The 12,767-nt window shown below is 48.5% G+C and carries 14 protein-coding genes; 7 read left to right on the top strand and 7 right to left on the bottom strand.

Annotated features, from left to right (window positions below; all coding sequences use genetic code 11):
* From H740_RS03255 to H740_RS03225, 6 genes are all read left to right on the top strand, one after another.
* Nucleotides 1–271, top strand: a 271-nt coding sequence (locus tag H740_RS03255) for a heavy-metal-associated domain-containing protein (RefSeq protein WP_002951255.1), incomplete at its 5' end; no start/stop codon positions are given.
* A complete protein-coding gene (locus H740_RS03250) occupies nucleotides 268–534 on the top strand; it encodes a heavy-metal-associated domain-containing protein (protein WP_002951252.1) in 267 nt (88 codons plus the stop codon). The genes H740_RS03255 and H740_RS03250, both read left to right, overlap by 4 nt.
* A 346-nt stretch (nucleotides 535–880) precedes the next feature.
* Entirely contained in the window at nucleotides 881–3,391 is a 2,511-nt protein-coding gene (locus H740_RS03245; RefSeq protein WP_002951251.1) for a TonB-dependent receptor plug domain-containing protein, read from the top strand.
* Between the two features lie 969 nt (nucleotides 3,392–4,360).
* Nucleotides 4,361–4,915, top strand: a complete 555-nt coding sequence (locus H740_RS03235) for a LemA family protein (RefSeq protein WP_002951248.1) — start codon at nucleotides 4,361–4,363, stop codon at nucleotides 4,913–4,915.
* 202 nt (nucleotides 4,916–5,117) lie between these two features.
* Entirely contained in the window at nucleotides 5,118–5,984 is an 867-nt protein-coding gene (locus tag H740_RS03230) for a DUF3137 domain-containing protein (protein WP_002951247.1), read from the top strand.
* 105 nt (nucleotides 5,985–6,089) lie between these two features.
* Nucleotides 6,090–6,881 (top strand): hypothetical protein, encoded by a 792-nt coding sequence (locus tag H740_RS03225; protein WP_002951246.1) that lies wholly within the window; start codon nucleotides 6,090–6,092, stop codon nucleotides 6,879–6,881.
* Nucleotides 6,882–7,088: 207 nt separating this feature from the next.
* Here the strand turns inward: H740_RS03225 and H740_RS03220 are convergent, their stop codons facing one another.
* Nucleotides 7,089–7,688 (bottom strand): tetratricopeptide repeat protein, encoded by a 600-nt coding sequence (locus tag H740_RS03220; RefSeq protein WP_002951245.1) that lies wholly within the window; start codon nucleotides 7,686–7,688, stop codon nucleotides 7,089–7,091.
* Nucleotide 7,689: 1 nt separating this feature from the next.
* Nucleotides 7,690–7,959 carry a hypothetical protein gene (locus H740_RS03215; RefSeq protein ID WP_002951244.1) on the bottom strand — a complete coding sequence of 90 codons (270 nt, stop codon included), beginning with the start codon at nucleotides 7,957–7,959 and terminating at the stop codon, nucleotides 7,690–7,692.
* A 194-nt stretch (nucleotides 7,960–8,153) separates the two neighbouring features.
* On the opposite strand from H740_RS03215, the gene H740_RS03210 reads away from it, so the two are divergent.
* The gene (locus H740_RS03210) at nucleotides 8,154–8,324 is read left to right on the top strand and encodes a hypothetical protein (RefSeq protein WP_156318388.1); all 171 of its coding nucleotides are present in this window, start codon (nucleotides 8,154–8,156) and stop codon (nucleotides 8,322–8,324) included.
* Nucleotides 8,325–8,333: 9 nt separating this feature from the next.
* Here H740_RS03210 and H740_RS03205 read toward each other — a convergent pair whose 3' ends face one another.
* The 5 genes from H740_RS03205 to H740_RS03185 form a co-directional block, all read right to left on the bottom strand.
* A complete protein-coding gene (locus H740_RS03205) occupies nucleotides 8,334–9,275 on the bottom strand; it encodes a DUF4299 family protein (RefSeq protein WP_002951243.1) in 942 nt (313 codons plus the stop codon).
* 147 nt (nucleotides 9,276–9,422) lie between these two features.
* A complete protein-coding gene (locus H740_RS03200; protein ID WP_002951242.1) occupies nucleotides 9,423–10,703 on the bottom strand; it encodes a hypothetical protein in 1,281 nt (426 codons plus the stop codon).
* Nucleotides 10,704–10,711: 8 nt separating this feature from the next.
* Nucleotides 10,712–10,975: an HP0495 family protein gene (locus H740_RS03195; RefSeq protein WP_002951241.1), complete on the bottom strand. Its 264-nt coding sequence runs from the start codon at nucleotides 10,973–10,975 to the stop codon at nucleotides 10,712–10,714.
* Nucleotides 10,950–11,423 (bottom strand): cyclic pyranopterin monophosphate synthase MoaC, encoded by a 474-nt coding sequence (moaC, locus tag H740_RS03190; RefSeq protein WP_034957179.1) that lies wholly within the window; start codon nucleotides 11,421–11,423, stop codon nucleotides 10,950–10,952. Before moaC ends, H740_RS03195 begins: the two co-directional genes overlap by 26 nt.
* 214 nt (nucleotides 11,424–11,637) lie before the next feature.
* The coding region (locus H740_RS03185) for a MalY/PatB family protein (protein WP_002951239.1) at nucleotides 11,638–12,767 on the bottom strand (1,130 nt) is incomplete at its 5' end.

Genomic DNA, 12,767 nt, shown 5'->3' with positions numbered 1-12,767 from the left:
AGGAGCGACGATGAGGAAAATTCTACTTTTAGCGGCGATTTGCGGCGCTGTTTTTGCAGAGCAAACCTACGAACTAAACGTGCCTAACATGAACTGCGGCGGCTGCGCTAAGAAAATCGAAGATGCCGCAAAGGGCGTCAAGGGCGTCACCGGAGTGAGCTTTGATCTAAAAAGCAAAGACGTAAACATCACAGCAGATAGCGGCGTGAACGGGATGGAAATCGTGCACGCGATCCAAGCCAAAAAATACAAAGTCGGTATCAAAGAATGAAAAGGCTAGCTCTAGCGCTGGCGCTTTGCACGGCGGCATTTGCGGACAAGACTTTGGTTTACGAGATCCCCAATATGGCCTGCGTGAGCTGCTATGAGGTCATCACGCAGACGCTAAATACGCTTAAGGGCGTGAAGAAATTTGATGTAAATTTGGAAGCTAAAACGGCCGACATCGTCGTTGAGGACGACTTTGCGGAAAACACGATCGTAGAAGCGCTCAAAAAACAAGGCTATCAAGCGGTTTTAAAGTCTGAAAAATAACGCCCGCGCGGAACAAATTTAGCTCTTAGCGCGGTTTTTATATTTTTAGCAAAAGCGGCTTTAGAGCTTAGCAAACCTGCTTGGCGTAGCTTTCTTAAGTGGCGACTAAATTTAGGCGTTTTTTGTTTAAATTTGCGGTTTAAAGCGCGTTTAAAAACAAAGCTTAATCGCTGCGAAGATGAACCGCAAATAGCCGCCTTTTTACAAATTTTGCGGCGTAAATTTAGCCGAATTTAGCGACTTTTTAAAGCTAAAACGTAAGGTGAGTAAAATTTATCGCCGCCTAAAATGCGCGGTTTTGACGCAAACGCCCAAAACCGACGAATAAATTTAACTAAGGATAATTATGAAAAAAACGGCTAGCTTTTTGGTAGCGGTCGCGGCGTTAAATTTGCCGCTTTCGCATTCGGTAGCGAGTCGCGACGCCCACCAAGACTCTTTAAATTTAACCGCTTTAAAGGCGTTAAATTTTAGTACGCTAAACGCCGCGGAGGTCGTACTGGATAAAGTCGAGGTCAGCGCCGACGCCAACGCTACGAAAGAACCAGGAAAACTAACGCGCGCGGATATGGATCTGATAACGTCTAAAAATCACGGCATAACCGATCTTTTAAAAGGCAATCCAAACGTCGCCTTTAGCGCGAAAAACGCCAAAAGTGTGCGCGCGGGCGAGCTGGCTCCGCAAGATATCAGCATAAACGGCGCGAGCTACTATCAAAACAACTTTACCCTAGACGGCGCAAGCATAAATAACGACCTAGACCCTAAAAAACGCACGTGGAATAACCACAACAACCTCTGGAGCGACAGTACGATAGGCTCGCAAGCCATGAGCGTAGATACGGATCTGCTAGGTAGCGTCGAGGTGCTAGATAGCGCGGTCTCGGCTAGGTACGGCGGCTTTCAAGGAGGCGCCGTAAACGCTAAAACCAGAGACCCCAAAAGTGGCTTTCACGGCGTACTTAGCTACTCTTATACGGGCGGGGATTGGAGCAAAATTTATAAAGACGCCTCCGCCGCGCAAAGATACGACGACGGCGATCTGGCCGATATGAGCGACTTTAAAAAGCGCAGATATAGAGTCGGCGCCGAAGGGTATTTGACGCAGAATTTCGGCCTTTTGTTAGACTACTCGAGGCACCGCTCCGTCATAGAAAACCACTACAACAAAAAACAGATAAATCAAAATTTATACTCGTTTCCAAACGACAGGCAGACCAATGATAATCTTTTCGTAAAAGGCGTTTGGGGCGTGAGCGATAAATTTACGCTAAAGCCGAGCTTTTTGTACTCTAGGCTAGATAACTACACCTCCGCCAAGCGCTACCTAGACTCCCAGCTCACGCTAAAATATGGCGGTTACGTCGCAACGCTCGAGGCGCAGGCCGATCTTGAGGGGGTATTTTTAGAGCAGACGCTTAGCTACTCCGCCTCGCAAAACAGCCGCGACTATGAGCATGATACCGAGTATTATGTCTACAAACCCTCAAACGTCAAAAACTGGAGTACGAGCGGGAGTGCGGGCATCGGCGGGTATAACGACTTTACCCAAAAGCAGAATACTCTCTCGTATAAATTTGATGCGAGCATGAAAGAATTTGACGCTTTTAGCGCGGTGCATCTGATAAAATCGGGCTTTGAGCTAACTAGGCAAATCGGCGGTTACGAGATACCCAAAACCTACGTTCACAACAGCGCCCCAAAGTCGCTAACGGGCGCGTGCGAGCCGGGGGATAAAACTTGCGTCATAGACGATAGCTTCGCATCTCAAGGCGCGGTCGGTCAATATCTATCGAAAAAAACCTACTACTACGCCGTAAAAACCAAGGCTACGCAAACCAATCTCGCCTTTTATCTCGAAGACGAGATGAGGTTTGGCGCGTTTAAATTTCGTCCCGGACTTCGCATCGAGCGAAACGGCGATAACAACGACGTAAATTTAGCCCCGAGGTTGCTAGCCGAATACGAATTTGCGGATAAAAACTTCATAGGCCTTGGGTTAAACCGCTATTACGGACGAAATTTTTTCGCGTATAAGGTGTATAACGGCGTGTATAGGATGTATGAGACTTGCGAGAGAAGCTCCTACGGCGGGGCGTATACGTGCGGCGGACTGGCTAATAACCGCCGTCCTATCAGGGAGCTAAAGACGCCTTACGACGATGAATTTAGCGCGTATTATCGCGGCGACGTCGGCAACGCGAGGCTAAATCTCAAATACGTCAGACGCCAAGGCCGCGACGAAGTAGCGATGAAATACGTAAGAGAGCCGTTATCAGGCTACGGAAACGGATATTCTATATTTACCAACGAAGGGCAAAGCAAGCGCGACATCGTAACCTTAAGCGCGGCAAACATCGCTCCGATCGAAATTTGGGGCGTAAAAAACGATTTTGAGGGCTCGCTAAGCTTTACGAAGCAAAGCAGGAGCTTTGAGGATTACGAAGACGACGAGATGAACGACAACGTCTCATACGACGGCAAAACCATCAAAAAAAGCGAACTACCGGTCGTTGATTACCATGTGCCTTTTACCGCCAAATTTCGCCACTCGGCTAAATTTAGCGGCTTTAGCGTTTCAAATTTCATAAACTATACGAGCAAAACGGACGCGCTGCTAGGCGGCTGGAATAGGACTCGCGGGATGTACGTCTATGAGCGCCAAAAGCTGCCCGCATACGCGACGTGGGATATGCGTATAGGTTACGAAAGGCGGCTGTTCGGGGATTTTCGAGCGTTTGTAAATCTTGACATAAATAATCTTTTAAACAAAAAATTTATCGCCTCAAACGAGGGCAACTACTACGAGTACGGCCTTGGCCGCAACTTTTGGCTGGAAGCGGGTATGAAGTGGTGATTTGCTAGGATTTATCCCGTAATTTATCGCGCAAGACGCGGCAAAAGCGGGTTTGCGGCAAAATTTGCGAGCTTTAAAATGTTAAAGCGCTTTGGTTTAGTTTTTTATATGCGCCCTAAATTTGCGCCTTTTGGCTAGTTTTGGTTTTTGCCTTACGGCGCAAAATCGCAAATTTGCCGTTTATGCTCGGCGTAAATCCGTGCTTTTGCCCTCTAGGCTTGCTAGTAAGCGTAAATTTGTCTACTTGCAGCCAGCAAAATCGGCAAAATAGCTAAATTTTGCATAAGGTGCGAGCGGTAATTTCCTTGCCTAAACGCAAAACGCGCGGGTTGGATTTGACGGCTTAGCGATTGTGTCGTTTAAAGCCAGTTTTGCTCTTGCTGCTTAAAGCTCTGAAACCGCGAGAAAATATGGTTCGCGCTCTTTTGGCGTGTTTAGAAACGCTAATTTTACTCTTGCGGCTTAAACGACGCAAAATTTGCGATGATTTAGCCGTTAGCTCGCGTAAAATCACCCTAAAAAAGATACGAATTTATCGTGGCAAAGGGCTATGTCGCCCGTGTAGGCGAAAATTTATAGGCTAGTTTTTACCCGCCTATCGCCGCTACCCGGCATGACCTTGCGCCGAGTCGTTTTTGCCTGCGCATATCCGCTTTGATTTTTGTTTAAAAATAAGACTCAACTCGCCCGTAACGCAAAGTGCACAAACGGTTTATCCAAAAGCGTATTTTGCGTTTTTAAGCCTAAAATTTAAGTGCAAAAATCGGCCGCTCGTCTTGATTTTACGGCAATTAGCCCTTTTATCCGAGATTTGCTCGCAAAGCGGCTTTTGCAAGGGCAAGCGAAATTTGGCATTTTGGTAGCAAACCCCGAGCGACCTAGTATCTAGCGCGGCAAAAACGAGTATAATTTTCCGGTTTCAGCAGCTTTTTGATATAATCAAAACAAAAGTTAAATTAAAGGAGTAAAATGTACATCGTCCTAGGCATTATCGCCGTTCTCGCGCTCATCGTCATCTCAGTCTACAACTCGCTGGTGGGCAAGCGCAACCAAGTCTCAAACATAAGATCCGGCGTCGATACGCAGCTAAAAAGACGCTTTGACCTCATCCCAAACCTCGTCGCCACCGTCAAGCAGTACATCACACACGAGCGCGAGCTGCTAGAAAACATCTCCGCGCTTAGAAGCGGCATCCAAAAGGCCGCGGGCGACGAGCAGAGATTTGCGCTAAACGGCGAGCTGTCAAACCTCATCTCAAAGCTCAACGTCGTCGTCGAGAACTACCCCGAGCTCAAAGCCAACGAAAACATTATGCACCTGCAAAAGACGCTAAACGAGATCGAGGAGCAGATCTCCGCCGCGCGCCGCGCCTACAACGCCGCAGTGACCGACTATAACAACGCCGTGGAGATGTTTCCCTCAAACCTCGTCGCTAGCTGGGCGAGGTTTAATAAGGCGGCGTTTTTCGAGGTGCCTAAGGGGCAAGACGATCCGCACGACGTGCACGAGCTTTTTAACCGCTAAATTTGCGCTCGCTTCGTCAAATTTGAATATAAAAAGCGGCGCGGGTGGTAAATTTGAGCGGCAAATTTGATCCAAATTTGAGCGTCGCCGTCCACAGAAAAGAGCTTAAATTTAAGCGGTTTAAAACGCAAATTTAAAGACGAAAGCCCGTAAAATAGCCAAATTTATAAAAAACGGCGTTAGATTAAAAACAGGAGCATAAATGGACGATCTGGTCTTGCTAGAGCTTGAGCGGCAAAAGGTTTTACGTTCGCTTTTTAGGCTAAAGCTCACCTGCGTCTTCGTCGCCGCGATACTTGCTTGGCTGCTATATCTAGCTGCGCAAAACGCCGCTCTTAGCGCTGGTGCGTTTGTGGTCTGCGGGGCTGCGATGTACTATTTTTTCGAGAGCATTTTTACCGATAGCTTTATCTTTAAATTTAAGCGAAAAGTCGTGAGGAGTATCGTGGAGGAGTGCGGTCTCGCGTATTATCCGGGCGAATACGTAGAGAGCGATTATCTTTATATGATTTATGATTTTGACATCGATAAATACTCGGGCAACGACCTGATTTTCGGGCAGATAGAGGGCGTGCGGGTCAAATTTAGCGACGTAGAGGCGCTAAGCATCAAAGAGGATATTCGCGGAAACGAGACACACAGGATACTTTTTGCGGGGCTTTTGTTCGTCGCCGATTTTCCTAAGCGGCTAAAGGGCGTCACACAAATTTGCAGCGGGACGGATGATTTTAAGGACTACGGCGGCAAGCGCGCGAGGATGGATGACGCGGAGTTTGAGCGGCTATTTCGCGTCTACACGACCGATCAGATCGAGGCTAGATACGCGCTTACGCCTAGCCTGATGGAAAATTTAAAGCTGCTAAAAACGAGATTTCATCGCCCCATAAACATCGTGCTAATAGGCGATAAGATCTGCATGGCGATCCGCACGGGGCGCGATAACTTCGAGCCTGATCTGCGCCGTCCGCTCGTGGGCAAAGGGGCAAATAGATTTTACAAAGACGAGATCGGCGGCTTCCTTCGTATCGTCGAGGAGCTGCGGCTAAACCGTAAAATTTGGCTGGATTAGGGAGCGCGGCGTCAAATTTGACGTGCGGCATAACTCGCACCCCAAAAACGCAAACGAGCGGGCTAATCTAAAAATAGGGCGGCAAAAACGCAAAAAGGAGAGTTGGTGAAGGGCGTAGCGATAAACGAAACGACGATAATCGGCGATGACGGCAAATACTATAAATTTAGCTTCGAGGACGTGCGCTCGGGGCGACCTATCGGCGGCGAGCGAGCGGCGTTTCGGCCTGATGGGGCGTTTGCGAGAGATGTATTTGTGATCGCAGACGAGGGCGAAAAGCGCGCGACGAAAGACGTCAGAAGCGAGGAGACGAAGGCCGCGCTAAAAGAGAGCGCGGCGTTTGACCGAGCTAGGATGCTAGGCATCGCATCGGGTATCGTGCCGGCCGTGATCAAGATCTACGCGTACTTTATCGCTAGCTACGGGGGACTGGCGCTACAGATCTCGGACAATCTCGCCGTCATATCGGCCGCACTGCTAACCTATGCGGCGCTAGGCGGAGTCGCCAGGCTCGCTCACAGCGATGATCTGCACGTAAACTACGGCAAGGCGATGATCGTGATGTTCGTCGCTCACGTCACGGCGACGCTGGCGTCCTATATGGCGGACGCGGCTCATCCGCTCGCCAAGCTAGTCGCCGTCATCGCACTACTGCTACTTGGCTACGTCGCGTTCGTGTGGGGCAAGGTCTTTTTCGAGCTCGCAAGACTAACTAGAAACGGACTTTTTCGCGTCTACGTTTGCATGTTTTTTGCCGGCGAATTGCTGTGGGCGAGCGGTGTTTTGGCGGTATTTGGCTTCTTTTTGCTCGTGGCTTCGTTTTTCATCTATATCGCGGCATGGGTGAAAACGGACAAGGTCGGCGAAGAAAAAGACGCGGGGCTTTTTATCTATTAAATTTGACTCGGCTTGGGTTTTAAATTTAACCAAATTTGAGTGATTTGGTAGAGGCAAAGTCGGTAAACCGATCGCCAGTATCGACCGGTTTACTAAAAACTAAATTTGAGCTCAAGCGAGCCTAAATTTATTCTCCCGGATAGCCCGAGTCGCCGCTACCAGACGGATAAAGTCGGTATCGTCACAACTCAGGTAGCCATGCACTGGCTACTGCAGCCTCTCTAGCGCTCTTTTGGCGTATTCGTTACCTTGGGCCGCTCCGCGCTTGTAAAACTCTATGGCTTTATCCATATCCCTTGCGACGCCGTAGCTGTTCTCGTAGCATATAGCTAGATCGGTTAGAGCCTGAGGATCGTCATCAGCAACAGCTTTTTGGATGTAGACGAGCGCTTTTTTGTAGTCTTTTTTAAAGTGTATTCCGTTTAGATACATATTTCCTAGCATTGCGTCCGCACCAGTGTCGCCTAGTTTGCTTGCCTTTTCAAGGGTCTGCGCGGCTAGCTTGTAGTCCGTCATGCGGTAGTAGATCCGCGCCATATTCGAGTGAGCGAGCGAATCGTTTAGCCCCATGGCTTTTTTATACCACTTTACGCCTTCGCCGATATTGGACATCCTCACCTCATACAGGTAGCCCACGAGCGTGACGGCCCTAGCATCGCCGCCATCGGCCTTTGGCTTGATAAATGCCAACGCTTCTTTGTATTTTCCGCTATCATCTAGCACTATAAATTTATCGTAATCCTCGTTAGAGAGCCCAAACGCCGCAGTGATCGCAAATGTGCATAATGTTATTACCGTCTTTTTCATCTTAGTTCTCCAGTACTAGCAGGTCTTTAAATTTATGCTTGACGCTCCTTATCGCGTCGCCGTCCTCGGTGTAGTCCGTGATATAGCCGTCTTTGTCGGTAGTAAAGTAAACAAAGCCGTAGGTGCTGTAGTTGACGCCTACTATGCTGCAGCCCCAGAAGTTGCACGATCTTTCTACCGATAGCACTTCGCGTGGTTCGTGTTGCATATAAAATTTGTTCGAAAGCACACCTATCTCGATGTGCGACCAGCCGCCGGAGTACTTTTCCATATCTAGGATATGGCGGCCTTTTAGCTGAGTTAGTTCTTTGTTTTCTAGAAATATATTAGAGGGGCCGATGCCTTACGTAGTGCATCCGCCTAGCAGGAAAGCGCATAAAAGCGGCAGGAAAAATTTTTCGCATTTTTGATCTCTTTTGATTTTTGCGCCCGATTTTATCCAAAGGTACGGCGCAAGTCAATATTTTGGGTTTGCGGTTAAATTTACAGCCTTGCGGAGTTTTAAATTTGACGCCAAATTTGATCTATCTTGCGTCAAATTTGGCTTCGTTTCAGAGCAAAAAGGTGGGCAAAATCGGCTATAAATTTAACTCTGCTGCTAAATTTACCACGGGGCAGACAAATCGCTGCCGCTAGCTAAACAGCCTAGTCTGCTAGCCCCTCTTTGCCGCATTTTGCGATTAGCTCGTCAAATTCTGCCTTGCTAAACGCGCTTACTACGATATTTTTAGCATCGATAAATTTGTATTTATCTCTCGGCAAATTTTGGATGAAACTTTCATATTTCAGCGTCGCTAGGATCTCGTATTTTTCCTCATCGTCGCCATCTCCGCCAAATATCGCAACCGACCAGCGTGCGACTTTCTCATCGCCCAGCATTTGTAAATTTTTATACTCCACGCTAGGTTCATACGGCAGCACAGTAACGACGTCTTGCGACAGGACGTACTGCCCGATGATCTCGCCGCTATCGTTCCTGCGGAAAAACATTTGACTTGCAAAATACGCATCCAAATTTTGGATATCGGTTACGAATTTGCTAAATTCGCCCGCTGGATCCTTCGCGCCAAGTATGCGAGATATGATCTTTTTGTCAAACGACACTTCGTTTCGCGTGCCGTAAATAGTGCTGATTTGCGCCTCTTTTTGCAAATTTTGCTCTATCGCCTCTAGCCCCGCGCGTATATCGGGCTCATAGTTAAAGCTTTCGATATTTTGCGCGCTAAATTTCTCCCCGTCCTCGCTCACGATTTCGCCGTCCATTTTTATGGCTAGGTTTTTTAGGTACTCTAGCGCGATTTGCCAGTCCGTGCGGGTGCTTGGCGTGCCTATGCGGACGTTGTAGGCGCCGTCCTCGTATCCGATCTCAAAGCCGCGTCCGCTAAGCCCGTCCGTGCCGGCAACGAGGCAGTCAAGATCGTCGAGCTTCGCGCCGTAAAAGCCCTCGGCGTCAAACTCCTCGTCGTCTTCATCGGCGTTAAACTGCGATAAATTCGGCACCAGTCGCAGCGCCTCCTCCACGCTCATCACGGGCGCAAGGCCCACTAGAAACTTCTTTTTATTTTTGACGAAAAACGTGATGCTCATTTTTGATCCTTTGGAGTTAAATTTGACTTTCGCGGCGTTTTGACGGAGGCAAATTCGAGCGCAAATTTACCGCGTCAAATTTGCCACCGTTTGTAGCGAGTAAGTAAAACCCAGGCACAAATTTAACTAAACGCGCCCGAGCTTAGCTCACTCGTCTTTTTTCTCGTCCTCTTTTTTGCCGATCTTTTCTTTGGCGTTTTTTATGAGATTTTCGGCGGCTTTGTAGAGCTTCTCGCCTAGTTCTTTTGATTTTGATTTGAGATTTTCGCCGATCTCGCTCGCATTTATCGCGCTTAGCTTCTCCTGCGTTCGTTTTTCAAAGTCGCTGATCTCTTTTTTTAGCGCTTCGATGCGTTCTTTGGCGTTAAAATTTTCTTTAAGCTTATCGCTGGCCTGGCCGACCTCGCGCTTTAGCTCCTCAAATTTAGCTCCGGCAAGGCTAGCGAATTTATCGATATTTTCGTTAAATTTTAGCTCCTCTAGCTGAAGCTCGATCTGGCGCGAAACGTCGTTTTGCAGGCGCTTAAATTTGGCAAAGTAGCTATCTATGGACTCGTCTAGGATTTCGTTTATCACGGCAGCAGAGGGCTCATCTGAGCGCGCCATATCGCGCAGCATCGCTACGAACCTCTCCTCGAGTCTTACAAATTCTCTAGCTTCACCCAGCAGTGTCTGGCCGTCTGGGGCAAATTTGATCTCCTCGATAAACTTCTCCGTCCTTTTGCCAAGCGCCTCTTTTACGCCTCCGATCGCGCCGCTTATTAGCTCTTTGGCAGAGGCCTGATCGACGTCAGCTATCTCGCGCGCCGCCTCGCAGACCGTCCTTGCGATCTCCAGGATGCGCTCTTTGCTCGCTTCTCCCTCGTTTATAGCGCTAAGTACGACGTTTTTGGCGATTTGCCAGGCGGTGTCTTTCACGTCGTCGTCCTTTTCGATCGCGGTTAGAAACGCCGCTTCGGTGGTTTCTTTTAGGATGCCTAGCATTTGCAGCTCGCAGAGCATTTTTTCGTCTATCGCGGTTAAAATTTCGTCTTTATTCGCTAGGTCGCTGCTTTTGATGAAATTTTCCATATTTTCAAGCAGCTCGCGCACGTCGTTTTTGATCTCGTCTTTTTGCGCGTAAATTTGCCGCTCGATCTGCTCTTTTTCGTAGATTAGGCGGTGGATATACTGCTCTTTTGCCTCGCTGAGCGCGTCGCCCGCGCTTTGGATGAGGTTGGCGACGTTTTGGCGGTTTAGCAGATCCTCGCCTTTTAGCGCCTCGCAAATTTGCTCAAACTCTTTAACCAGAGCCGCGTTTGCGTCGCCACCTTTTGCGCCTTTGACGCTTTTTCTAAACTCGCTTAGCGCAAATTCCCTGATCAAAACGGAAATTTGCGGGTCGTTTTTGTTCTCTTTTATGGTTTGGATGAAGACTAAATTTTGCATGAAAGTCCTTATAGTACGTATTTGCAAACGCGTCTTAGCGCAGAAAATATCTCTAACCGCTCCTCGTTAGAATTAACCAAAACGCTTAGATTGTAGCTTTTATATTTGCCCTCTTTGCTCGATTTTGACGGCGTTATCTTGTGTTGCCTCTCGCCTACGACGCCCTGCGCGATAGCTTCGACATTTTCATTTTCAAGCACGATGATTTTGTATTCCCAAAAATTTGGATAGATGATTTCGGGTTCTTTATTTAGATCGCACGTAGTCGCCACTTTTGCCTCCGCTCTTGCTTTCTAGCGCGATATCTGTTATCTGTATAGTTTTATCTATCGCTTTTATCATATCGTAGATCGTTAGTAACCCGACGCTAACGCCTGTTAGCGCCTCCATCTCGACGCCGGTTTTGCCGTCTATCTTGACGCTAACGGTTAGCTTGTAGGCGCAGATTTCGGTTAGCTCCTCGATGTCGCAGTTTATACCGCTGATTAGCAGCGGGTGGCACATCGGGATGAGTTCGCTCGTCTTTTTTGCGCCCATTATCGCGCTTACGACGGCGGTTTGCAGGACTGGCCCCTTTTTACCTGTGTTGTTTTTGATAGCGTCAAAGGCTTCGCGCGACATTTTTATTATGCCACTTGCTACGGCTATGCGCGTAGTTACGCCCTTGTCGCTTACGTCGACCATTTTTGGGCGGTTGTTTTCGTCTATGTGAGTTAGCATTTTCGTCCTTTCGCCTGAAACGCTAAATTTGCTTAAATTTGAGCTAGGCGGAGTAAATTTATGAGAAGGATTATAACTAAAAAAGCTTAATGAATAAGACAAAAACGCCTCGGCAGGGGGAGCCGAGGCGCCGTTACAAAAAGGAGGTTTTCTTGTCGGACGCGCAAATCATACCAAAAAGGTCTAAATTTTATCCCAATTTTTCGTAAATATATTATTCCCTGCTTTTTGCGTAGGCTATGGCGCCTGATTTTAGGCGTTTTAGCCCCTCTAGTACGCGCGATCTTTGCGTGGCGATGTTAAGGCGCAGGAAGCATTTTTCAGCGCCTCTGTACACGTTGCCGTCGTTTAGCCAAAGCCCCGCTTTTTGGCGTAAGAATTTATGAAAATCGCTCGCGTCGTCGCAAATTTCGCGGCAATCAAGCCACAGCAGATATGTGGCGTCCTGCTCCACAAGCCTGATCTGTGGCAGTTCGTTTTGCAAAAACTCGCTCACGATTTTGCGGTTTTGCTCTACGTATTCGCACATCTGCTCGAGCCACGCTTCGCCTCGCTCAAACGCCGCGATCGCCGTAATACAAGAAAACGCATTGCCTTCGCCGACCTCGTCGTCGTTGATGGCCTTTGCCATTTTGGCGCGCAGTTTTGGGTTTGGCACCACGGCGGCGGAGCTTTGCAAGCCTGCGATGTTAAAGGCTTTAGTCGGCGAAACGCAGGTGATCGAGATGTTTTTGCAAGTCTCGCTCGCACGGATAAACGGCACGTAGCTTTTGCCGGGGTTCGTGATGTCGCAGTGTATCTCGTCAGAGATCACCAAAACGCCGTGTTTAGCGCATAGTTCGCCGATTTTGGCTAGCTTTTCCTCGCTCCAAATTTTGCCGACGGGATTGTGCGGGTTGCAAAGGATAAACATCGTCGTTAGCGGGTCGGCGAGCTTTTCTTCGAGATCGGCAAAGTCGATATCGTAGTTGCTTCCGTCGTAGGCTAGCTCGTTTGCAAGCGCGATCCTGCCGTTGTTTTCGATGCTGCGGTAAAAGACGTGATAGACGGGGCTTTGGACCACGATCTTATCGCCCACGCTCGTAAATTTACGCACGGCTGAGCTGATGATCGGGATTACGCCCGTGCAAAAAATCAGCCAGTTTGGATCAAATTTGACGTCGTGGCGCCTGCTCCACCACGAACAGATGGCTTCATTCCACTCCTGCGGTACGTACGAGTAGCCAAAAACTCCGTTATCCAGGCGCTTTTGCAGCGTTTCTAAAATCTCGGGCGCAACCTTAAAATCCATATCCGCCACCCACATCGGTAGCTCGTCGCCGCTTGTTTTCCACTTTGACGAAT

It is taken from the genome of Campylobacter showae CC57C (assembly GCF_000344295.2).
Classification (GTDB): Bacteria; Campylobacterota; Campylobacteria; order Campylobacterales; family Campylobacteraceae; genus Campylobacter_A; species Campylobacter_A showae_B.
This window is presented reverse-complemented; position numbering and strand designations above follow the sequence as displayed.

Coding starts and splice junctions, on each gene's coding strand:
- H740_RS03245 (WP_002951251.1), top strand. CDS start 881: ATGAAAAAAACGGCTAGCTTTTTGGTAGCGGTCGCGGCGTTAAATTTG.
- H740_RS03230 (WP_002951247.1), top strand. CDS start 5,118: ATGGACGATCTGGTCTTGCTAGAGCTTGAGCGGCAAAAGGTTTTACGT.
- H740_RS03205 (WP_002951243.1), bottom strand. CDS start 9,275: ATGAGCATCACGTTTTTCGTCAAAAATAAAAAGAAGTTTCTAGTGGGC.
- moaC (WP_034957179.1), bottom strand. CDS start 11,423: ATGCTAACTCACATAGACGAAAACAACCGCCCAAAAATGGTCGACGTA.
- H740_RS03235 (WP_002951248.1), top strand. CDS start 4,361: ATGTACATCGTCCTAGGCATTATCGCCGTTCTCGCGCTCATCGTCATC.
- H740_RS03215 (WP_002951244.1), bottom strand. CDS start 7,959: ATGGAAAAGTACTCCGGCGGCTGGTCGCACATCGAGATAGGTGTGCTT.
- H740_RS03250 (WP_002951252.1), top strand. CDS start 268: ATGAAAAGGCTAGCTCTAGCGCTGGCGCTTTGCACGGCGGCATTTGCG.
- H740_RS03220 (WP_002951245.1), bottom strand. CDS start 7,688: ATGAAAAAGACGGTAATAACATTATGCACATTTGCGATCACTGCGGCG.
- H740_RS03200 (WP_002951242.1), bottom strand. CDS start 10,703: ATGCAAAATTTAGTCTTCATCCAAACCATAAAAGAGAACAAAAACGAC.